The sequence below is a fragment of the Gemmata obscuriglobus genome, from assembly GCF_008065095.1.
GTDB classification, from domain to species: domain Bacteria; phylum Planctomycetota; class Planctomycetia; order Gemmatales; family Gemmataceae; genus Gemmata; species Gemmata obscuriglobus.
In genome coordinates this window covers 6,060,988-6,081,870 of record NZ_CP042911.1, presented here as the reverse complement: position 1 = coordinate 6,081,870, position 20,883 = coordinate 6,060,988, and the positions used below count along the sequence as shown (strand labels likewise).

General features: G+C 68.1%; 18 protein-coding genes and 1 pseudogene. 14 read left to right on the top strand and 5 right to left on the bottom strand.

Annotation, left to right across the window (positions count from 1 at the left end; genetic code table 11):
* The first annotated feature begins 108 nt into the window (after nucleotides 1-108).
* The 4 genes from GobsT_RS25475 to GobsT_RS25460 all read left to right on the top strand — a co-directional run bounded on the left by GobsT_RS25475 (nucleotide 109) and on the right by GobsT_RS25460 (nucleotide 9,955).
* On the top strand, nucleotides 109-2,355 hold the full coding sequence (locus tag GobsT_RS25475) for an AAA family ATPase (RefSeq protein WP_010040329.1): 2,247 nt from the start codon (nucleotides 109-111) through the stop codon (nucleotides 2,353-2,355).
* 124 nt (nucleotides 2,356-2,479) lie between these two features.
* Complete coding sequence (locus tag GobsT_RS25470) at nucleotides 2,480-2,737, top strand: hypothetical protein (protein ID WP_010040331.1); 258 nt, start codon at nucleotides 2,480-2,482, stop codon at nucleotides 2,735-2,737.
* Between the two features lie 130 nt (nucleotides 2,738-2,867).
* Nucleotides 2,868-6,398: a hypothetical protein gene (locus GobsT_RS25465; RefSeq protein ID WP_010040334.1), complete on the top strand. Its 3,531-nt coding sequence runs from the start codon at nucleotides 2,868-2,870 to the stop codon at nucleotides 6,396-6,398.
* A 116-nt stretch (nucleotides 6,399-6,514) separates the two neighbouring features.
* On the top strand, nucleotides 6,515-9,955 hold the full coding sequence (locus GobsT_RS25460; RefSeq protein ID WP_109570879.1) for a hypothetical protein: 3,441 nt from the start codon (nucleotides 6,515-6,517) through the stop codon (nucleotides 9,953-9,955).
* A gap of 32 nt (nucleotides 9,956-9,987) precedes the next feature.
* On the opposite strand, the gene GobsT_RS25455 is transcribed toward GobsT_RS25460, so the two are convergent.
* Together GobsT_RS25455 and GobsT_RS25450 are read right to left on the bottom strand one after the other, a co-directional pair.
* Complete coding sequence (locus tag GobsT_RS25455; protein ID WP_148087872.1) at nucleotides 9,988-10,629, bottom strand: hypothetical protein; 642 nt, start codon at nucleotides 10,627-10,629, stop codon at nucleotides 9,988-9,990.
* A complete protein-coding gene (locus tag GobsT_RS25450; RefSeq protein WP_010045389.1) occupies nucleotides 10,571-11,524 on the bottom strand; it encodes a hypothetical protein in 954 nt (317 codons plus the stop codon). The genes GobsT_RS25455 and GobsT_RS25450 overlap by 59 nt, the downstream gene beginning before the upstream one ends.
* A gap of 190 nt (nucleotides 11,525-11,714) precedes the next feature.
* On the opposite strand from GobsT_RS25450, the gene GobsT_RS25445 reads away from it, so the two are divergent.
* The 9 genes and pseudogenes from GobsT_RS25445 to GobsT_RS25400 all read left to right on the top strand — a co-directional run bounded on the left by GobsT_RS25445 (nucleotide 11,715) and on the right by GobsT_RS25400 (nucleotide 17,201).
* Nucleotides 11,715-12,464 carry a hypothetical protein gene (locus GobsT_RS25445; RefSeq protein ID WP_010045392.1) on the top strand — a complete coding sequence of 250 codons (750 nt, stop codon included), beginning with the start codon at nucleotides 11,715-11,717 and terminating at the stop codon, nucleotides 12,462-12,464.
* Nucleotides 12,434-12,637, top strand: coding sequence for a hypothetical protein (locus GobsT_RS25440; protein ID WP_010045394.1), 204 nt, complete (start codon nucleotides 12,434-12,436; stop codon nucleotides 12,635-12,637). The genes GobsT_RS25445 and GobsT_RS25440 overlap by 31 nt, the downstream gene beginning before the upstream one ends.
* 160 nt (nucleotides 12,638-12,797) lie before the next feature.
* The gene (locus GobsT_RS25435; RefSeq protein WP_010045396.1) at nucleotides 12,798-13,193 is read left to right on the top strand and encodes an IS5 family transposase; all 396 of its coding nucleotides are present in this window, start codon (nucleotides 12,798-12,800) and stop codon (nucleotides 13,191-13,193) included.
* A gap of 11 nt (nucleotides 13,194-13,204) precedes the next feature.
* Entirely contained in the window at nucleotides 13,205-13,507 is a 303-nt protein-coding gene (locus GobsT_RS25430; RefSeq protein WP_232068419.1) for a transposase, read from the top strand.
* 54 nt (nucleotides 13,508-13,561) lie between these two features.
* Nucleotides 13,562-13,666: pseudogene (locus GobsT_RS25425) on the top strand (IS5/IS1182 family transposase); the annotation flags it as partial.
* A 366-nt stretch (nucleotides 13,667-14,032) separates the two neighbouring features.
* Entirely contained in the window at nucleotides 14,033-14,644 is a 612-nt protein-coding gene (locus tag GobsT_RS25420) for a 3'-5' exonuclease family protein (RefSeq protein WP_010045400.1), read from the top strand.
* A gap of 69 nt (nucleotides 14,645-14,713) precedes the next feature.
* Nucleotides 14,714-15,343, top strand: coding sequence for a DNA polymerase (locus GobsT_RS25415; protein WP_010045402.1), 630 nt, complete (start codon nucleotides 14,714-14,716; stop codon nucleotides 15,341-15,343).
* A 239-nt stretch (nucleotides 15,344-15,582) separates the two neighbouring features.
* On the top strand, nucleotides 15,583-15,987 hold the full coding sequence (locus GobsT_RS25410; RefSeq protein WP_010045406.1) for a hypothetical protein: 405 nt from the start codon (nucleotides 15,583-15,585) through the stop codon (nucleotides 15,985-15,987).
* A gap of 296 nt (nucleotides 15,988-16,283) precedes the next feature.
* The gene (locus tag GobsT_RS25400; RefSeq protein ID WP_010045411.1) at nucleotides 16,284-17,201 is read left to right on the top strand and encodes a DEAD/DEAH box helicase; all 918 of its coding nucleotides are present in this window, start codon (nucleotides 16,284-16,286) and stop codon (nucleotides 17,199-17,201) included.
* Between the two features lie 48 nt (nucleotides 17,202-17,249).
* On the opposite strand, the gene GobsT_RS25395 is transcribed toward GobsT_RS25400, so the two are convergent.
* The 3 genes from GobsT_RS25395 to GobsT_RS25385 all read right to left on the bottom strand — a co-directional run bounded on the left by GobsT_RS25395 (nucleotide 17,250) and on the right by GobsT_RS25385 (nucleotide 19,999).
* A complete protein-coding gene (locus GobsT_RS25395; protein WP_010033207.1) occupies nucleotides 17,250-18,407 on the bottom strand; it encodes a transposase in 1,158 nt (385 codons plus the stop codon).
* A gap of 85 nt (nucleotides 18,408-18,492) precedes the next feature.
* Nucleotides 18,493-19,569, bottom strand: a complete 1,077-nt coding sequence (locus tag GobsT_RS25390; protein WP_010045413.1) for a hypothetical protein — start codon at nucleotides 19,567-19,569, stop codon at nucleotides 18,493-18,495.
* Between the two features lie 52 nt (nucleotides 19,570-19,621).
* Nucleotides 19,622-19,999, bottom strand: coding sequence for a hypothetical protein (locus GobsT_RS25385; protein ID WP_010045415.1), 378 nt, complete (start codon nucleotides 19,997-19,999; stop codon nucleotides 19,622-19,624).
* A gap of 253 nt (nucleotides 20,000-20,252) precedes the next feature.
* On the opposite strand from GobsT_RS25385, the gene GobsT_RS25380 reads away from it, so the two are divergent.
* Nucleotides 20,253-20,810, top strand: a complete 558-nt coding sequence (locus tag GobsT_RS25380) for an ECF-type sigma factor (RefSeq protein WP_029601129.1) — start codon at nucleotides 20,253-20,255, stop codon at nucleotides 20,808-20,810.
* The last annotated feature ends 73 nt before the right edge of the window (nucleotides 20,811-20,883 follow it).

Sequence of the window (20,883 nt, the reverse complement as noted above, 5' to 3'; positions counted from 1 at the left end):
TTTTGGTGTTTGGTCAGCCGGCCGGGCGACGCCCCGGCCTGTTTTTCACTGAACGCTGAAGGCGCAACGAACGGGCTAAACACTCAACACCGAAAACCAACCACCACTATGAGCATCACCGTCACGGAAAAGGACCTGCCCGCCGACCTCTCGCCGCCGCAGGCGGTGGAGGCGGCGTACAGCCAGGAAATGGCCGAGGTGGCCAGCAAACTCGTCCGCGGGCTGCCCACGCTCATCGAGTGCGACAAGGAACTCGCGCCGTACCTGTTCATGAACGTGCGCGACCGGCTGCGGCAGGCCAAGCTCCAGTGCATCTACTTGGACGGCCGGCAGCGCGACCCGCAACAGGGCGCGATGCCGATGGGCCTCATCGGCACCATGATCGGGCAGCTCCGCGACGCCGTCCGCGGCGCCACCGAGCGGCGCGTCGTCGTGCTCCCGCACCTCGACCTCCTCACCACCAGCCAGGGCGGGCTCACCAGCGAGGCGCGGGAGGTGATCCCGCTGCTGTACGAGAACCCCGAACTGGTGTGGCTCGGGTTCAAGGACCCGTCGTTCTCGCTGCCCAAGGTGATCGAGAACCTGTTCCCGCACTGGCTCAGCATCCTGGGCATCGCGCGGAACCGGCTGCGGCACCTCATCACGCAGAAGGAGAGCCGGAAGTTCGGCAAGGACTTCTCGCCCTGGCAGCTCTACAAGTACGTGTCCGGGGTGAACGCCGTGCGCCTCCGGCGCCTGCTCTCCACCCTCGAAGGCGAGGACTACCCGGCCGACCCGAAGCGGGCCTACGCGCAGGTGCGGCAGTCCACGCTCAGCGGGAACATGGAGATCCCGTCCGTCGACCTGGACAAGGACATCGGCGGGTACAAGAAGGTCAAGGCGAAGCTCAAGAGCGAGATCCTCGACACGCTGTCGAAGCGCGACCGCGCGACCGACGCCGAGGAGATCGCGCGGCTCGAAGAGCTGATCCCGCGCGGGATGATCTTCTGGGGGCCGCCCGGTACCGGCAAGACCTACTTCGCCAAGGCGATCGCCGCCAGCATCGGGGCCGCCATCACCATCGTCAGCGGCCCCGAGCTGAAATCGAAGTGGGTCGGCGAGTCGGAAGAGAACCTGCGGCAGATCTTCCACCGGGCGCGCCAGAGCGCGCCGTCGATCATCGTGTTCGACGAAATCGACTCGTTCGCCACGGCCCGCGGCACGTACACCGGCAGCGGCGTCGAGCACTCGATGGTGAACCAGTTGCTCACCGAGATGGACGGGTTCCACAAGGACGAACTCGTCTTCGTGGTCGGCACGACCAACTTCGTGGAGTCGCTCGACCCCGCCCTCTTGCGCCCGGGCCGGTTCGAGTTCCACATCCACATCCCGTACCCGGACGACGACGACCGCCGGGCGATCTTCGAGATCTACAACAAGAAGATGCGCCTCAACTTCAACGACGAGGCGCTCGAGTACGCGATCACCCGGACCGGCAACCGGTACATGACCCCCACCGGCACGGCGTTCAGCGGCGACCACCTGAACGCGCTGTGCCGCTCCGTCGCCCGCTTGCGGCTCCGCGAGGGGATCACGGGCGAGACGACGCCGAAGCTGATCGAGAAGGCGATCACCGAGTTCGACGAGAAGGTGGAGGTTCACGAGAAGGACCTGCCGGTCGTGGCGACGCACGAGGCGGGCCACTTCCTCGTGTCCATCTTCTGCCCGCACCACCAGCCGCCGGAGAAGGTGACGATCCAGAGCGACATGCCGTGGGCGCCGTTCTTCACCCAGTTCAAGCAGGAGAAGAACCGTATCGGCATGAGCCGCAACGAGATGCTCGACCAGCTCGCGGTGCTCTACGGCGGGATCGAGGCCGAGCGGCTGCTGATCGGCGACGTCTCCACCGGGGCCAGCGGGATGGGCGCGCCGGGGTCGGACCTGTCGCGGGCGTCGCTCATCGCCGAGTACATGGTGCAGGTCTGCGGGATGTCGAACCTCGCGGCCCCGCTCCGCTCGTTCCGCGACGAGAAGGGCGACCGGGCGGTGCTGTCCGGGTCGATGGCCGAGGCGATCGACCGGCAGGTCAACACGATCATCGTGGAGGCCCAGGCGAAGGCCGCCGCGATCCTCACGAAGCACAAGGCCGACCTCATCAAGCTCCGCGACGAGCTGACGGAGAAGAAGACGATCGAGGGCGACCGCACGAAGGCGATTATTGAGGAGCTGCGCACGAAGTACCCGAAGGACGTGGGCGCGCCGGGGCCGGAGGTGAAGCTCGCCGGCGGCGCGGGCACCGCCACCGCCACCGAAAGCGCGAACGGGAACGGCACCGCAGCCGAGAAGAAGCCCGCGAAGAAGAAGGACGGCGAGTAGTGGTAGTGCGGATCTGGTGTTCGGCCCCTCGGCGCGTGACGCTGTACCGGCCGCTACCAGAACACTCCACATTAAACGCCGAACACTCAATACCAAATACAAAACACAAATCGCAGGTTTTAGAATGGCCGAAATGATCATTATGCTCCGCCGGGACCCGAACACCGGCAAGCAGAACATCATCATCAAGCTCGACTCCGACCCGGACGCGCTGCCCATCGAACACGAGCAGATGCACAAAGCCCTTGCCGAGAAGGTGCTCGGCCGCAAGCTCAAGGACGACGACCAGATCATCGTCGAGCGCGAGTCGGAGCAGCACCCCACTGGGCCGGTCCAACAGCCCAACGAGCCCGAGCGCCAGAAGCAGACCAACAAGGGGTAGCGGCGCGAACCGCGCCCGCCCCCGAGTCGAGCGGCCGGCGCCGTCCGTCGTGTGACCGCGACTCTTCAGCCCGGGGCCACCGCTTCGGGTTTTTCGCCCCGATGATTACAGCCCCGAACACCCGGCACACATGATCCTGCTCTTCCCCGACCTCGACACGGTCCGGCTCGCGCTGACCACCGGTATCGTCCCGGCCGAGGTGACGCTCGCGCCGGCCGCGGTCAGCTTCGACGACCAGGGCAAGATCTACGTCGAGCCGACCGCCAACCTCACCCGCACGGTCACCAAGAACCTGGACCGGATCGGCGTCAAGGGCTCGAAGCGGCACGCCTCCGACGACCCGCAAGAGGTGACCTGCTGGCCGCAACTGCTGCCGGTCACCCGCGACCCGATCGCGCCCACCATCTCCAACCAGCAGCCGGTGCTGTTCGAGCTGGAGAACGCCGAGGACCTGCCCGCGCTCGTCACCGAGATGCTGCGGCTGGGCAACGACCGGCAGGGGTTCCGCTGGTTCACAACGGGTGAAACGGACGGCAAGCGGGTGCTGCTGCGGGTCATCGGCCCGCCATATTACACGCTGCTCCGCGCGCTCGACAGGGGGCGCGCCGACGGGACCAAAAGTGTCCGCGCGTACCTCGAACGCGCCCCCCGCGTGTGGGTGGAGGTGGGGCACACGCTCCCACTCGCGCCGCAGTTGCGCGTCGCGGACAAGCAGCTCGTGCTGATCCGCGCGCCGCGCGAGTGGGTGTACCTGGACGAGGCCCCGTTCCAGGACGTGTACGACAACCTCCAGTTCAAACTGCCGGCGGCGCCGGTCGGCTGGAGCGAGACCAAAGCGCCCAAGAAGATGCAGGTGCCGCTGCGGCTCGCGCCGGGCACCGCCAGCGAGACCGCCGAGCTGTGGGTGCTCCGCGAGAACGCCATCGAGCAGCTCGACACGCTCGTGCGCGACTCCGACGACCGCCTGCTCCAGCGCCTCATGTTCGCCGTCGCGACCGACGCCAGCGGGGGCCGGACGGTGGTGCTGCGGGTCCGCCCGTCGAAGCTCACGCCCCCGGTGCTGGCGCTCGACAACGCGCTGGCGTTCAAGCCGTACTGGAAGCTCCCGAACCTGTTCCTGCCGGTCGGCAAGCGGCTCCACCCAACGCTGCGCCGGGACGCGGTTCGCAAGCTCCTGGCCGACGACGCCGACCAGGTCGTGTGGCTGTATCCGGACGAGCCGGGCACGGACGCGCCCGGCTCGAAGGGCGGCTTCACCCCCGAGTTCGTGCCCGACGCGGCGTTCCGCTCGCTCGAGGACTGGGTGGACTACGTCATTGAGGCCGAGCAGAAGGCGCTCTCCGCCTGGATCGAGGCCACCCGGTTCGATTTCGACGCGTTCCAGTGCCGCGAGATCGACCGGCCGAAGAACAAGCCGGACAAGGGCGACAAGGACCCGAAGGAAAAAGACGACGACGTTAAAGGCTCCAAGGCCGCCGCTCCGGCCGCAAAAGGGCCGGCCAAGAGTAAGGCGGCGCCGGGCAAGCCGGGCGCGACCGCAGAGTTCCTGCCGCCGGTCGAGGAGGTGCGCAAGCCGAACGAGTGGGAGGTGCGGGCGAAGGAACTCGAGCAGGAGTTCCTCGCGCTCGAAGGTCCGCTCGACGCCCCGGAGCGGGTCGGCATGTGGCCCGAACTCGCCGCCGCCTACACCGGCAGCGGCAAGCACCAGATGGACGCCGCGATCTGTTGGCTGGACGCGCTGTGGGACTCCGACCCGCTGCCCCCCGAGTGGCTCGGGCGCTGGGTCCGCAGTGAGGTGCCCGCCGCGGGCGCCACCATCACCGCGCCCGAGTTCGACAAGCTCCTGAACCACACCGGCAGCGGGCTCGAGGACTCGCGCCGGGTCGTGGCCGCGTTCTTATGGCTGGCGGCGCAGAACCCGGTGCCGCCGTGGCTCATGGCCCGGCTGCCGGCGCTCCAGAACTATCTGGAGACCAATGACGGCTCGCTGCCCGTGCGGGCGGTCTGGCTGGCCGGCTTCCGGCTCGCGCAACTCGCCGGCGCGGATGTCCTCGGGCTGGCCCGGGTCCGCGACCGGTTGCTCAAGCGGCTGCTCGAACAGGGGCTCCAGGCGGAGCGCGACCTGCCGTACTTCCTCCGCGTCGCCGGGGTCAAGGACTCCGAGCGCATGCGGGTGGTGCGGGACAAGGCGATGGAGCTGCACGGCACCATCCGCAAGTGGCTCGACGACTCCGCCGCGGCCCAGAAGAACGAACACCTGAAAGCGAACCACCCGCTCGTGGACCTACTGTTCGCGTTCGCGGTCGGCAAGTTGGGCGAGGCGAGCCAGGCCAAGAAGCTGCTGGAGGACGCCCGCAAGGTGCTGGAGAAGCCGGTTCCTTCGTCGTGGCAGGACCTCAAGCTGTTCGAGCAGGTGGTGTCCGCGGTCTCCAGCAACTTCGTCTACAAAGCGTTTAAGTACCGCATCGAGCAGGTGCTCGCGGGCAAACCGCCGACCGGGCAACTGTCCGCCGAGATCATGCAGGAACTGGAGGACCTGAGCAGTAAGGCCCGCAGCGGCGGCACGAACAACCCGTTCCTCCGCGGGGAGTACGTGATCGGCCGGCTCCGCGAGCAGTCGCGCATCCTGTCGCCGCAGGAGCGCCTCGACCCGTACAGCTACTGGACCAAGAACCAGGACCCGCTGAAGAAAGAACTCGCGGACCTGCACACCATCAAGGACCCGAACAAACTCGCGGACCGCATCCGCAAACTGTACAAGGAGGGGGTCAGCGGGAAGACGCAGAAGGAGGTGCAGTTCCACGTGCTGCACGAGGGCCTGCCGCTGGCCTCGCTGCACGTGAACGAAACGTTCACGGTGGAACTGCTCAACCTGGTGCCCGCGGCGCTCCAAGGCGCGGGCGGGGCCAACGAGGCGGCGGACCTGCCGAAGAAGCAGGGCGAACTGCTTGAGAGGGCGATGTTCCACGCCGGCCACTTCAACCGCGACGACCTCGTGAAGAAGCTGGTGGACGACTTCACGGCGCTCGTCCACGCGAAGCCGCCGGAGATGAAGTTCAAGCTCATCAACGTCGTCGCCAACGAGTGCATGCGGAACCTGCGGCGGCTCGGGCTGTCGAACGAGATCGACCGGTTCCTGACGAAGCTGCACAGCGAGATCTTGGGCGGGGCGACGCCGACGGAGCTGAAGAAGAAGTACCAGGCTAAGCCCGAGATGTGGGCCGCCGTGCTGCAAACGCAGTTGAACCTCGCGGGCGGGTGGCTGCACTTCGGTCGGCAGGACCGGGCCAACCCGATCCTCGAGCTGGCGCGTGAGGAGCTACTCGGGGCGACCGCCGTCTCGCTGCAACCGAAGGACTATACAGAACTGGCGCGGGCCTACGTCACCGCGCTGGGCCAGGGCCCGGCCGAGGTCGCCGTGGTGCGGATGATCGAGCTGTTCAAGAAGATGTCCCCGGCGAAGATCACGAACACGTGGACCACCGCACAGTACTACTCGCGGTTCCACCTGAACCTCGTAGAGGACGTGATCCGCTCCGTCGTCAACGACGACGCGGCGCTGGGGCCGTCCGGCCGCCGCTGGCTCGACGACGACGAGTACCTCGTCCGCCGCCGCATCCACGCGGACATGAAGAAGAACCTGGAGAAGAACAACCTCTAACCGTTCCGCCACGCCGGTTCGGGAGCAGAAGCGCGAAATCCGCACGGAGCCACCCTGGCGGGCGCTTCGTGCGGATTTCGTACCCCTCTTTACTCCCCGAGACTACACTTCAGGTCATGCCCGCGCTCTTTTTCCCGAATCCGGACGCTCTTCGACTCGCGCTGGCCAGCGGGCTGGTGCCGAGCTGCGTTACGGGTGTACCGGGGCGCGCGGGCCGGGACGACACCGGGCGCATCTGGGTCGAACTGGACCAACTACCACCGCGCGATGTGCTCGCGGCGATCGGACGGTTCGGTGTGGTGGCGGTCGGCTCACCAGGCGCGCCGGCCGAACCGATCCGCTGTTGGGCCGAACTGCTTCCACTCAGGAAGAGTGCCCCCGCGCCGGGGCCGGTGCTGTTCAGCATTCCGGACAAGCAACTGGCCGCGTTCGTTGCGCGGCTGCGGCGCTTGCGGGCCGGGCCGCTCGGAATCCGACTGCTGTCCGAGCCCCACGCCGGCCGCGCCTGGGTGACCGCGCCCACCCCGCCCGCAGCCGTCCTCCTTTGGACCGAAGAACCGGACACGGCGGTGCGCGCGTTCCGCCAACAGGCGCCGGGCGTGTGGACCGCGCGGGGTTGGGAGCACCCGCTCGCCGGGCACCTGCCCCTCCCTCCGTCGTGCGTCCTCCTCTGCGAACCGGCCGGTATTGTCCTGTACCGCGAGCCGGTGCCCACCGCTGCGGACGACGAGTATCCGTTGCACCGTCGCCCGAACGCCGCAGTAGAAGCGCCCGCGCCAGCGGCGATCGAGGTGCAACTCCGGTTGCGGGGCACGGAGCCGGCCGGTGCCGAATCACTCTGGGTGCTCAGCCCCCCCGAACTGGGTGCGTTCGGCGACTTCTGCCGCAGTGCCGACGAGCGGTTGCTGCGACGGTTCCAGATCGCAACGCTCGAAGCCGGCGGGCGCGAGCGAATCGTGATCCGACACACGCCAAGCGATGACAGCCCCGGACTGCCCCTGGCAGTGCCGGGGTATCAGTGCGACCCGCGCCTGCCGGGGCTGTTCGTGCCGGTCGGGCGGGCGCTCCGACCGATCACCCGTGCGAGCGAGGTCGGGCGCGAACTCGGGCTGCGAGCGGACCGTCTCACCTGGCTCGAGCCCTCTCGTGAAGGTGCTTTCACGATCAATTCGGCCGCGCTCGAACTGTTTCGCCCGCTGTGCGATCAGTTGGAATACGTGCCCCCTGCTGCTACTATACTCGTGGCTGACCGGATCAACGCGGATGTCTTCGCGCTCGACCGATTCGCGCTGCGGGTCGAACCCGTTACCGAACCAGAACCCGACGTGTTGGAACGGGTGATCGAAGAGCCGTCCGTTCCGACCGACGCGCCACCGGGCTGGGTCGCGAAGTCCGTCGGCCGGATCGTGCGGTGGGTCAGCGGGCGCGCCGCACGCAGCACCGGACCAACGGAGCCTGGGGCCAGGCCGGAACTTGCCGCGGGACAGAAGCGGACACTGACCGCCGCTCCAACCGTTACTCGGGTCGAGCAGAAACTCAGCTCGGCGGACGCGCTGCTGCACGGGCACGACCGTGCGGCCCACCGGCACCGACTGGAAAGCCGTTTGCTATCAGACTTCTCCACGCTCGAGCCGGACCAGCGCGCCGCACGGTGGGCGGAACTGGCCAACGTGTACGGCGCGACCGGACGGGCGCTCGACGCCGCAGTGTGCTGGGTGAACGCGATCTGGGAGTGCCCGGTTCCACCGCCAGAATGGCTTGAGGAGTGGGCCGCGGCGGAGCGGGCCGCGGCAAAGCCGGGCGACCGCGCCGCAGAACTGGAGCGCTGGCTGGCGGAACCCGGGCGCCCCGGCACCGGGCGCGTCGTGGCGTCGCTGGCCGCGTGTGCGGGGTGGGCCGCGGTCCCGCCCGCGGGGTTCGCGAGCGACCTCCCGCGGGTCCTCGCAGTCCTGGACCAGCACTTCGAGGACATCCCGGTAAGGGGGGCTTGGCTCGCCCGGCTTGCAGTGGCTCGTGCCACGAACGGCGACGTGCTGGGGCTGGCGCGGTGGCGCGACCGGATCATCCACCGGTTGCACCACCGCGGTCCCGGGCTGGACCTCGACGAGCCGTCGTTCCTGCGGTTCCGCGGCGCCGCCACCGCAGAGCGGTTCAAGACCGCGCGCGAATGGCTGACCCACCAAAAGGAGCCGATCCTCAAATGGGTGCAGCGGCACGCGGGCGGAGCGCGGCTCGAATGGACCGGGCTTGAGGCCGAGACCGAGGCGACGGCGGTGTACGCGCAATTCATGCTGGCGTGGGGCCTGGGGGCGCTGGGGGAGCGGGCGCCGGCGCGGGACTGGGCCGCCCGCGCGCGGAAGGCCCTGTCCCGCGCCGGCGGCCCACGTGCCGACCCGGCCGCTCACGCGCTGCTCGGCGACCTGTTCCTGCACCGAATCAAGGACGCTCACGAGGGCGCGGCGCCGAAGGCCGCGCTCCCGGCAGAGTTCCAGGAGCGGCTCGACCGGTTGCACGAGTTCGCGCGGTATTCCGTGGACCGGTTGCGCGAGCACAGCCGCATCCTGCAACCGCTCGGGCAGGTGAGCGCGTACCACGGCCGCGACCTGAAAGAATTCTGGGGGCCGGACCGGCTCGGTGAGCGGCTCGCGCTACTGGGCTCTCAAACTGATCCGGCGTACGTGAACGAGGAGGCGCGCGCGCTGATCGCGCTGATCGCCTCCCAGCCGACCACCGCCACCGTGCCGCGGGTGGTGTTCGCGCTGCTCGAAGCCGGCGCGACACTGGAGCACCCGCAGTTGAGCGCGCTGATCGAGCGCGTACCGGCGGCGCTCGACTGGCTCGAAGCCTGGGTCCGGGGCGGGCGCTGGACCGACGCCGAGCGGCCGCAGCGCGTGTCCCGGTATCAGGCGCGGATCATCGGATCGGCGTTGGCACTGGCGCCGGTCGGGCCGTTGGCCAGCGTGGTCCTGCAACACGTCACACGCGGGGCGGCCGCCGGGCCGCTCCTGCCAGCGGCGACCGCGGCTGCGCCGCGGGTGTTCCGGGCCGCGCGCAAGTTCGGGCTGGCGGCCGAGGCCGAAGCCCTGATGAGCGTGCTCGACCCGGCGCGGGCCGGGTGGCTCGACCAGACGCCGACCGTTGAGAAGGTCGGGCTGGCGGTCGGATGGTTCGCGGCGGGTGACGAGGAGGCCGGAATCCGCATCCTCGACGCCGCCCGTAAGTACCTCTTCGAGTTAGCCTCCCCCGACCCGGCCGCGCGAACTGCTGTCGCGCTGGCTTACGCCGAGGCGTTGGGTTTCGCGCCGGCAGGGATCGCCCTGGGGCGGCTCGAAGAACTGTTCCAGCGGCTCGACCGGGTGACGGTAAGCGGGTCCACGAACTGCTACTTCACGCTCCAACCGTTGCGCCTGATCGACGCCGTAGTACGCTCGGTCGTGACCGACGAGTTCACGCTCGGAACGGCGGTGCGGGCGTGGCTCGACGAGGACGAGTTCTTGATCCGCCGCCGGGTGCACCGCGACATGACCACCCACCTCCGCGAAAGCGGACATGTGTAGGCGCCAAGGGTGTGGTCCCACTGTTGCGCCGATCACGCGGCCATTTGCATGGGAATTTCGTGCTGCGGTTCGGGAGTCCGTAACTCGTTCTCGGCATACGTTGTGAGTACATGCCTGTAGCCCTCACACCATACCCCGCTGAGCAACATCACGCGCAGGTCCAAGATCACCTGCGCCCCCGCCTTGGTCCACCGCATCCCGGACAGCTTCAGCCGCTGGGTGAAGATCGTTTTGCACGCGGCCTCCGTGATCCCGCTCTCCAGCGGCAGGTGCCGTCTCTTGTACTCGTGATACGGCATCCACGGCGTCCGCTCCCGGATGTACCGATACGCCGTCTCGTACTCCTTCTTCGCCGCCGGGCTCAGCACCCGCCGGGACCGTATTGCGGCCGCTGCGTGCAGCACCCGGAACGGGCCGTTGGGCTTCTTCAACAGCCCACCCATACGCCGCGCCCAGCCCCGCGCCGCGGGCGTACCTTCGCCGAACAACGCCCCGGCCATCGTCCACACCCGCTCCATCGTGTGATAGAAATCGACCACCCGCTGCCACGCCAGGGGCTCACCGGTCCGCGGGTGCGTCATAGTCCGCAGCACCCAGTTGTAATACCCGGTCTCGTTATCCCCCGCGTCGGTCACGTACGCCAGGCGCGGCACCGGCCCGGTCCAGCGGCGCAACACGGCCTCGATCCGCGCGGTCAGGTGGGCACTCATCCGCCCCCGGACCGTGTTCCGGCACGCACCCCAGGTAGACGGTCCCGAGCCGCTTCCCGGCCCGGTCGATCACCGTCACCGTGGCGCACGCGGCGACCTCGTACAACCGGTGTCGGTACTCCCGCAGCGTGATCCCGTCCCGCCCCACGCTCAGCGCCGCCTTGCGGCTCCCGCCCCCGCGGTTGGCGCGGTCCAGCAGGTCCAACCGCTTGGCGACCTGAAGCGGCTGACGGGCCTCGGCCATCTCCCCGGACAGATGGGCGGCCAGGGTGCGCAGGCGCGCCGTCCCCATCGACACATGGTGCTGAGCCCGCAACCGCGCGTGCACCACGTGTTGCGTGGCCCCGGCTTCGGCCAGGTATCGGCCGGCCCGCTCGGCCAGTGCCGGGGTGGCGTTCGCGACCACTCCGAGGGTCCGGGCCAGCGGGGCAACCGCCCGCTCCGCCGAGTCCCGATGGACCGGGCGATACAGGTGCCGCCACAGGTCGATCGGGCCGAACAGCGTGTCCACGTGCCGACGCGTCTTCGCCTTATGGAGGCGGAGCTCGTCACCTCCGGACGGGAGGTGGGAAGGCAACGCGTCCGGGTCGCCCCCTTCGAGCCCGTTGCACACGCACGCCATCGCTTCCCGGCCCAGTTCCTTGAGTCGAGCTTCGATGCGGTGCTCGAGTTCGAACACGGTCGTCGGGCTGATCGGTTGCGCGCAGAAGGTGACGACCTCTCGCACGAGGGCGCGGAAGTGCTCCGCGAGCCGGTTCTCGAGTTGCGGGCGGATCTCCTGGGGGAGCAAGGTCGCGGGGGCGTCGGGCGCAACAGCCCCGGTGGACAGGAGCGTGGCCAAGTGGGTACTGTAAGTCATCGTCGCGTCCGTGCGGGGCGTGTGGTTGTAGAGGTACCTCCATTCCGCCCGCCGGACGCGGCGTTGCCCACCCCAATCCGGCACTCAACGAACAACCTCAATCGAACTCCCGGCATCGCAACGCCGACGCGCACTCGAAAACGGCTCGAAAGCGCGCACCAGCCAGATCACACCCCATTGCCCGCACTGCATGACCCGCCGGCACGCCAACGGGGCCGTGTCCTACTACCACCAGATGCTCGGGGCCGCGGTCGTTCACCCGGACTCCTCCGAGGTCCTGGCCCTGGCCCCCGAGCCGATCCAGCGGGCTGACGGGGGGACCAAGAACGACTGCGAGCGGAACGCGGCCCGGCGGTGGTTGAGCCGGTTCCGCGAGGACCACCCGGACCTGCCGGTGCTGGTGGTCGAGGACGCGTTGAGCAGCAACGCCCCGTGCGCCCGGGACCTCTACCAGGCGAAGTGCCATTTCCTCCTGGGCGTCAAGCCCACGGACCACGCGCACCTGTTCGGGCACGTGTGCCAACGTCAGGACCAGAACGCGTTCGAGATGGCCGAGGACGTAGACACGAAAACCGGGGCCCGTCGCAGCTACCTGTGGATCACCGACGTGCCCCTGAACGCGTCGAACGCGGCCGTGAAGGTCACGTTCCTGCACCTGATGGACGCGCGCCCGGATGGGACACACGGGGAGTGGACCTGGGTGACGGACCGGGCGGTGCACGCGGGGAACGTGGGGCAACTGGCCGGGGCCGGGCGGGCCCGGTGGCGGATCGAGAACGAGACGTTCAACACGCTCAAGAACCAGGGGTACCACTTCGAGCACAACTTCGGTCACGGGGACAACCACCTGTCGGTGGTGCTGGCGCACCTGATGCTCGTGGCGTTCCTGATCGACCAGGTGCAGCAGATGTGCCCTCCCTGTTCCAGGCGGCGGTCGTGAAGAAGGGCGCGCTGGTCGCGGTGTGGGACGGGGTGCGGCACCTGTTCGCGTCGTTCGAGGTGTCGTTCATGCGGGACGTGTACCAGGCCCTGGCCGTCGGGTTCCGGCGGCCACGCCTGGACGAGTTGATTGAGCCCCCGTCGGGACCGGGCCACGCGGATGACACGTCGTAGTCACGACCGATATCATACCCGCCGAAAACACATCCCCATGCAACCGGTCGAAGCTGCGCGTCGGCGCGGCCCAGGTGACTGCGCGACTCGATAACCTAGGGCGTGTGGACAGAAACGCGAATATGACTATTTTAGCTCCCCTCGATTTGGAGAGCTATTGATGCGGTCCCGCCACACCATTTCGGACGCCGACTGGGCTCGCATTGAGCCGCTGCTGCCCAAGTATGGTCCGGCGGGAACCAAGCGGCGGTTCATCGATGCGGTTCTGTTCGTGGGCAAGACCGGGATCCCGTGGCGTGACCTGCCGGACCGGTTCGGGGACTGGAACGGGGTGTGGAAGCGGTTCGACCGTTGGTCCCGAGCGGGGCTCTGGCAGAAGCTGTTCGATGCGCTCCAGGATCCGGACCTGGAGTGGTTGATCCTCGATTCGACGGTGATCCGGGCGCACCCGTGCGCCGCTGGTGCGAAAAACAGTCCGACGGAACCGGAGGCCAAGAGGAGCAGGCGTTGGGCCGAAGCCGGGGCGGGTTCGGAACTAAGATCCACGTCCGAGTGAACGGGCTCGGGTTGCCCACCCGGTTGCTGCTGAGCCCGGGCCAAGACGCGGACATCACGCACGCTGAGGAGTTGCTGGCCGGGGCTCCACCGGCGGTGACCATCGGCGACAAGGGATATGACAAACAGGAACTCGTGGATGGCATTGAGGCCCGGGGTGGCGAGGCGGTGATTCCGAGCCGCAAGAACCGGGCCGAGCAGCGGCACATCGATACCGACCGGTACAAGGACCGCAATCTGGTCGAGCGGTTCTGGGCTAAGGCCAATACCGTTCGTCGAAGCCTCGCTCCAGGGGGGGCGATGGCGATCGTGTAACGAGTTACGTCACGAAAACGGGCCTCGCCGCCCCCTTCGACGAACGGTATTGGGGCTAAGGCCAAACAATACCGACGGGTTGCGACACGGTACGACAAAACCGCGCGCAACTCCCTCGCATTCGTTCACATTGCATCCATTATGATCTTACTACGGTAACTGTCCACACGCCCTAGTACTACTCCGTTACTTCGCCACAACTAATTAAATTGTCGCGATTTATGGCGAGCTACACCTACAGGTCCGTGCCCCGCAATGGGTTCAAATCCCAGCGATTCTGGCTAGTCCGTTCACGAGAGCAGCAAACATTCCGCCTTGGTAGTGAGCATTCCATTTGACTCAAGTCCAGATCCTACAAGATGTTCCGTCAAGGTGCATTCCGGAGGCGTGTGCATAACACGTTGTAAAATAAGCAGTTGTGGCGAGGTAACGGAGTAGTACTAGAAGCTCACTTTTTTCAGCAGCGCGAGCGCGCCCCTGCACGTCGCGCCGGCGGTTGCGTCGGAAGTGTCGGACGTCGGAAGCGTGGCGGCCCGCGCTGCGGACGACCCGACCCCGCGACCGGAGAATGTTGAACCGGCGCCGGTTGTGTCGGAACGTCCGGCTCCGTTCCCGACGGCCGACGCGGCCGGGGTCCGGGAAATCGCGGACGCGCTCCAGGGTTGGGCCGGGCCGGTCGCGGTGGACACCGAGACCACCGGACTGGACCCGGCCCGGGACCGGGTGCGGTTGATTCAGGTGGCGGCTGGCCAGGACGTGGCGCTGATCGACGTGTTCGCGTTCGCCGACCCGGTCGCGGATCTGCGGCCGCTGTTCGCGGCGCTGGCGGACAAGGAGCAGGTCGGACACAACCTGCAGTTCGACTTGCGGTTTCTGGCCCCGTTCGAGTTCGTGCCGGGAAAGGTGTTCGACACCATCCTGGCGTCCCGCGTGCGGCACGCCGGTGACCGCGCGGAGAGCAACGGCCGCTTCCGCCACGGGCTTGGTGACGCGGCCGCGCGCGAACTGGGGCGGTCGCTCGACAAGAGTGAGCAGACCCCGACTGGTCCGGGCCGCTCTCCCCCGCACAACTCGGGTACGCCGCGGCCGACACCGAGGTGCTGCTACCGCTCGCAAGCGCGCTCCGGGAAAAGTTAGAGGCGGTCGGTCTGACCGGAACGCCGATCTCGAAATGCGGGCGCTGCCGGGGGGGCCTGGGCCGCGCCTGTGGCCGTCGATACCCGCGCTTGGGTCGCGCTCGCCGAGAGCGCAGGTGCAGACCACGCGCGGCTCGCGGACGCCATGGACGCGGCGGCCCCGAACCCGCGCGCCCTGCCCGGCAGGGAGACCCGGAACTGGGACAGCCCGTCACAGGTCAAGGCCGCGTTCGCGCAGCTCGGGTTCGCGCTAGCGGCCACCGACGACGACGACACCCTGGCGGGCATCGCCCACCCGCTCGGCGCTCTGGTACGCGAGTACCGTGCGGCCGCCAAACGGCTCAGTACCTACGGCCGTGTGTGGGTCGAGAAGCACGTCCAGGATGGTGCCGTGCTACCATCCTGGAACCAGCTCGGGGCCGAGTCCGGGCGCATGAGCTGTTCCGATCCGAACCTGCAGCAGGTGCCCCGCGGGTCCGCGCACCGGCGGTGCTTCACGGCCCGGCCCGAGCACCCCCTGGTGAAGGCCGATTACTCACAGACCGAGCTGCGGATCGCCGCCAAGGTGGCGCGCGAGAAGGTTATGATGGCGGCGTACGCGGACGGCCGCGACCTGCACGCGCTCACCGCCGCGCGGGTGCTGAATAAGGACGAAGACGCGGTCACCAAGGATGACCGCCAGCTCGCCAAGCCCAACTGAACCTCGCCGCAAACCAGACCGTGGTGAACGGGCCGGCTGCGACCGGGTGAACACGCGCTGCTACCTCGACGGATGGATAGCTCATCGCGTGGTCCGTGGCGGCGTGCCAACATCGGTTAAGAACCCGCCCCTGACCGGAACTTGTTGTCTCGAATGCACTTGGTGCGTGATGCGGCGAGCTAATGTGCTGGCCCGGTGCAATTGATTTCGGAGAATCCAGCTTCTGTGCGGAGGAGCGTATGGGCGGTACGTTCAACAAGAGGCGCGGCTCGAAAAAGCGCGTGGTCGAGTCGTGCGACGCGATCGACGCGGCCGACCTCAAGCGCTGGGAGTTGTTGGTTCCGGGGACCGAGCGCACCGGGCGCCTGGAGTGGCGCCGCGGAGAAAAGGAACCGTACTCCGCCATCGGTTACACGCTCGCGGTCGGGCGAACGGCCGGAACGCTGCGTCTGCGGTACCGGTTCGGGTCGCCGGTCGAGTCGCTCGAGTACTCGGTTCAGTTGGTGACGACCGGGTGCCACCTGGGTGGGTTCCGCTGGTGGTTGGTCTGCCCGCTCACCACGGACGGCGCCCGGTGCGGCGCCGCGTGCGGAAGGTGTTCCGGTGCGGGAAGTTTTTCGGGTGCCGAACCTGCCTCAACCTGACCTACACCAGCCGACAAGCCAGCGACAGCCGGGTGTACAAACTGGCTCGCACCGGCCTCGAAGGGCTCACTGACGTGCGAGGCATGTCGGTTTCGCAGATGGGGCTCGTGCTGAAAGCGCTGAACGTGCAGAAGAAGCGCCGGGAGCGTTTACTGAGGTGACCGACGCGCTTTTGCTCTTCGGAGCTACCGGCCTGATCACCGGCGCGGTACCGTCTGCCTATAACGATCACGCGCCCTTCGTGACCGCTTCACGGCCGGAGCGCCCCCGAGCGGACCGAGCCGGCCAGGACCGACGTGCAACCCGGACTGATCCTCACCGGCCCGCTGTTCCACGAGCCGGTGCGCGTCGAGACCGTCGCGCCCGCCTCAGGCGGCGGGTTCACCCTCGGCGTGGTCGGGCTGACCACCGAGCGGTTCCGCAAGGTCAACCTCGACCCGGCGCAACTCGCGCAACTCCAGGTCGTGAAGGCCACGTCGGACTTCGCGGGCGACGGGGCGCTAATCCGGCTCGGCATCCAGGCCGACGCGCTCGGCATCGCCTACGAGTTCGACCCGTACTTCGCGCTCTCCATTTCCCGCGTCGATCCGCTCCCGCACCAGCTCGAAGCCGTCTACGATTACCTCCTCAAGCTCGCCCGCGTGCGTTTCCTGCTCGCCGACGACGCCGGGGCGGGCAAAACGGTCATGTCCGGGCTGCTGATCCGCGAGCTCAAGCTCCGCGGGCTGGCCGAGCGCGTCCTGGTCGTGTGCCCGGCGAACCTCGCGTTCCAGTGGCAGCGCGAGCTGCGCGAGAAGTTCGACGAGAAGTTCGTGGTCATGAAGGGGTCCGACATCCGGGACCAGTTCGGGGTGAACCGGTGGGCCGACGAGCCCCGGGTCATCACATCACTCGACCTCGCCAAGCGGGACGACATCCTTCCGGGCCTGAAGCAGACCCGGTGGGACCTCGTGATCGTGGACGAGGCGCACCGCATGTCATGGTCCCCGCCGGCCAAGAAGACCGCCCGGTACGCGCTCGGCGAGCTGCTCCGCGACTCCACCGATCACCTGCTCCTGCTCACCGCCACCCCGCACAAAGGCGACCCGGCCAACTTCAGCCTGTTCCTCCAACTGCTCGACCCGGACGTGTACGCGGGCACCGCGTCCATCAAGGAGGCCATGAACCAGGGGGTGCAGGACCGGGTTTGTAATGAGGCAGCGGTTCGCCGGTAGAAGGGCGAACCGGGTCGAGCGGCGAGGTGCTTGGCGAGTCCAGTAGTTTCAAGTTGGCGGCTTGGTTTTGTTGGCCGATCGTGCAGTAGTAATGGACTTATTTTCGCCATCTGTAGGTGCCAGCCCATCGGCCAACAGTATCAGGCATACCGCCGCCAGTGTCCACCCGAGGCCGCGGGCTGAGCGGGACCACAACCAGGCGTTACGCAGGATCAGCCCGACGGCCACCCACAGGAGTCGCACGACCCCATCGGTGGTCGAGGTCCGGGGCCGAACCTGCCCCAACTGGCGGTAGCTGCTCTCGATCCCGAATCGGGTCCGGTACAGGTCCCGAATCGCCACCGGGCTCCCGCTCACCCGCCACGCCGCGTACAGTAACTTCTTGCTCCGCCGGCCCCCGGTCCGCCGGTACCGGTAGCTCTTGTGAGCGATCACCACGTGCACCCGCACCGAGGTGCCCCGATCCGCGTGGGTGTACGCATATCGACCCGCGCCCCGCCGCCGCACGGCCCGCAACCCGACCCCCTTCACCCCGGGCCGGGGCTTGCGGCCCCGGACCACGGCCGGGATCACGAACGGCACACCCCGCGCCTGGAGCAACCGCATCACCGCGATCGAGAAGAACGCCTTGTCCAGCAGCGCGACCCGGACCGTAACCCGTGCCGCCGTCACCTGATCCAACAGCCGGGTGAGCACCGCGGTCATCGGCTCCTTCTCGCCCACGGCCGTCAACCCGAGCGTGTACCGGTCCGGTCCCCCGACGAGGCACGCGGTGGCGTACGTGTGGAACGTGTGGGTGCCGCCGGCCCCCTTGGACCGGGTGGTGTCCCGGTTCGGCGTCCCGAAGTACCCGATCCGGTGGTAGTCGATCGCGACCCGAGCCGCCCGCTTCCGCTTGCCGAGCGGGGCGTGGAGGGCCGGCCGCAACCGCCGCTCGAGGGTGCGGCGCCGCTTGGGCAGCGTGAGGTACAAGCAATCCCAGATGGCCTGCCCGGACGGGGCGTCGGCGATCGCGGCACAGGCCGCGGCCACCGAGCGGGCGAACGCCGCGGCGAACAGCACCACCCGCCACACCACCTCGGGTGTACAGGTGCGGCGACGCTTGGGCAGTTGGACCGCACGGCCGAGCCAGTCGGTCAGGACCGGACGGAGGTGCCGGGTGGCGTGGGCCGGGGTGGCTCGGATAGACTGACGTTTGGGTCGCATGGGGGCTCCGACAGTGGAGGCGTGGTAACCACCATTGACCGGTAAACCCATGCGGCCCGCTACTCATAAATCGCCCAACTTGAAACTACTGGAGTCGTTCGTCGTCACTCAGGACGGCCGCTCTCACCGCCAGCACGCTCTCGGCACCGTCCTCATTCCAGAACTTCTCGGTTCCCTTCACCCGGTAGTTGACCTCCTTGATCAACGACTCCACCCACGAACTGGTTACCGGCAGCCCCGCCTTCCGATACCCCGGGTACTTCATCCGAGCCACGTTGTTCTTCAAGTACCCACACGCCCGCTCGAGTACCACACGCACGTCCGTGTCCTCCGCGTCCTCCGGTGGCTCACCGATCCGTTCTTGCTCGCGGTCCATTTCCGCGAGTACCTCGGACACACGGCCCTGCCAGCAGCCACGCATCCCGCGCACGTATCGGTTCCACTGCTCGGCGTCGCTGCCGCCGCTCGCACGCGCCGCTTGCCACACGTACCCCAACACGTGGATGACGTCCACCACCGCCACGTACTCCGCGAACCAACGCTTCTGGATCGCCCAGTTGTACGCCGGACCGTCACCCACGAACGCACGACGGCCCGCGGCCTCGAAGTTCCTCGCCTTCGCCTCCGCACCCACCAGACGGCCGAACGCTTCGCTGTCGCGTGTCGTCGCCACGCACGTCCGCACCACACGTTCGGGTTGCCAGTCGATCCTCTCCGGGGACGACACGACCGGAGGATCGGCCGCTCCGCCTGCGATGCCGGGCTCTCTCGCGACGGAGCATTGCGTCATGTTCCCGACGTGCTTGCGGTCGAGGAAGCACGCGGGCGGTTCCGGTTGCGGGTCGGTGTCGTGCGCCGTGCTGGTGAGTGTGACCAGGCACGCGACCTTGTCCTCACGCCACTGCGGGGATCGCGCCCCGCACCCTTGCCCCTCGGCGCGGCACGGGTAGCGGCCGCCGTCGACCTCGACGGCCACCACGTCCGGCGTGTTGGGAACCCGGGCGTCGAGTTTGCGGCGGCGGTGGGCTTCGGCCTGCTCGTCGCGTGTGGCGACCAACTCGGCACCGACCGCCTCGGTCAGTCGCCCGACGTGCCGACCGCTGATCGACACGTCGGCCAGGAGCCGGAGGGTTCGGGCGGCCAACTCGAACGACGGGAGCACCGCCCCGGCGTGGACGACCTTGGCGAGTACGGAAGGGCTGTACCCGTGGGCGTCAAGTTTGAGGTGGGGTCGGTGGGGGGAAAAAGTCCCGGCGACAGGCGGGGCAGTGGGCGACGGGTTCTTGCAGGGTGATGGTGGCCCCGCGTGCGACGACCTGGCGGGGCCGTGTGCTCAAACGGCCGGGCTTCTGGCAGGCGGGACAGGGCGACTCGTCGGGGAGTCGCTGGGCTTGTCGCTCGGCGAGGTGTTCGAGTGTGCCGGCGGCCAGCCCGGCGGTGGCCGCGGCGGCGATCGGCTCCATCTGGTCGAAGTCCACATCGAGCCCCGGCCCACTGTCGCCGTAGGCGCTCCTGGCGACGATTTTACCCCACTGCTTGGCGAGATCTGTGATGGCCCCGAGCTGCTCTGGCGTCAGTTTGTTTTTCGCCATCGGTAGCCCTGCCTTGCACTTGGGCCAAACTGCGGAAGGGGATTTGCCACGGACCAAGATAGTCCAATACCCACCAGACGCAAACCCTGTCATACACCCAGGTCGAGGGGCTCGGTCTGGCATGCGGCCGTCGTCCCCACTGCCCCAGTCAGATCCAGGGGGGCGCAGGTCTCGGCGCGACCTTGACCGAGCAAGGCGCTCGGCGCATGATGAGAAAATTAAACCAATTATCGCATCCTGGTAACCGTGCGGCATGTCCGAAGTTACACAGTTGCTCAGCGCCGCGGCTGCCGGCGACCGGCAGGCCACTGCGGAACTGCTGCCGCTCGTCTACGAGGAACTGCGCCAACTCGCCGCCGCCCGCCTCGCGCGCGAGGCGCCCGGACAAACGCTCCAGCCGACGGCACTAGTCCATGAAGCGTTCTTGCGCCTCGTCGGCGGAGAGGGCCTCGGGTGGGAGGGGCGCGGCCACTTCTTCGCCGCTGCCGGCGAGGCCATGCGCCGCATCCTCGTCGAGGCGGCCCGGCGCAAGGAGAGCCTCAAGCGGGGCGGCGACCACACCCGCCGTGACCTCGACCCGGACGCGGTCACGGTGCCCGAGCTGAAGGAAGACCTCCTTGCGCTCAATGAGGCGCTGGACCGCTTCGCCGGGATCGACCCCGAGGCCGCAAAGCTCGTTCACCTCCGGTACTTCGCGGGGCTGTCTCTGGCCGAGTGCGCGGCGGCGATGGGCGTCTCGCCGCGGACCGCGGACCGGCTGTGGGCGTACGCCCGCGCTTGGCTCCGGGACGCTGTCGGGCCCGAGGCGTGACGCCTGCGACAAAAAAGTTGGCGGACACGCGCACCGGATTTCGCATGTTAAGGACGCCCCGCACTGCCGCGGG

What these genes read in the sequence shown, in the direction of transcription:
- GobsT_RS25475 (WP_010040329.1), top strand. Translation starts at nt 109, where the DNA reads ATGAGCATCACCGTCACGGAAAAGGACCTGCCCGCCGACCTCTCGCCG.
- GobsT_RS25470 (WP_010040331.1), top strand. Translation starts at nt 2,480, where the DNA reads ATGGCCGAAATGATCATTATGCTCCGCCGGGACCCGAACACCGGCAAG.
- GobsT_RS25465 (WP_010040334.1), top strand. Translation starts at nt 2,868, where the DNA reads ATGATCCTGCTCTTCCCCGACCTCGACACGGTCCGGCTCGCGCTGACC.
- GobsT_RS25460 (WP_109570879.1), top strand. Translation starts at nt 6,515, where the DNA reads ATGCCCGCGCTCTTTTTCCCGAATCCGGACGCTCTTCGACTCGCGCTG.
- GobsT_RS25450 (WP_010045389.1), bottom strand. Translation starts at nt 11,524, where the DNA reads ATGACTTACAGTACCCACTTGGCCACGCTCCTGTCCACCGGGGCTGTT.
- GobsT_RS25445 (WP_010045392.1), top strand. Translation starts at nt 11,715, where the DNA reads ATGACCCGCCGGCACGCCAACGGGGCCGTGTCCTACTACCACCAGATG.
- GobsT_RS25435 (WP_010045396.1), top strand. Translation starts at nt 12,798, where the DNA reads ATGCGGTCCCGCCACACCATTTCGGACGCCGACTGGGCTCGCATTGAG.
- GobsT_RS25410 (WP_010045406.1), top strand. Translation starts at nt 15,583, where the DNA reads ATGGGCGGTACGTTCAACAAGAGGCGCGGCTCGAAAAAGCGCGTGGTC.
- GobsT_RS25395 (WP_010033207.1), bottom strand. Translation starts at nt 18,407, where the DNA reads ATGCGACCCAAACGTCAGTCTATCCGAGCCACCCCGGCCCACGCCACC.
- GobsT_RS25385 (WP_010045415.1), bottom strand. Translation starts at nt 19,999, where the DNA reads ATGGCGAAAAACAAACTGACGCCAGAGCAGCTCGGGGCCATCACAGAT.
- GobsT_RS25380 (WP_029601129.1), top strand. Translation starts at nt 20,253, where the DNA reads ATGTCCGAAGTTACACAGTTGCTCAGCGCCGCGGCTGCCGGCGACCGG.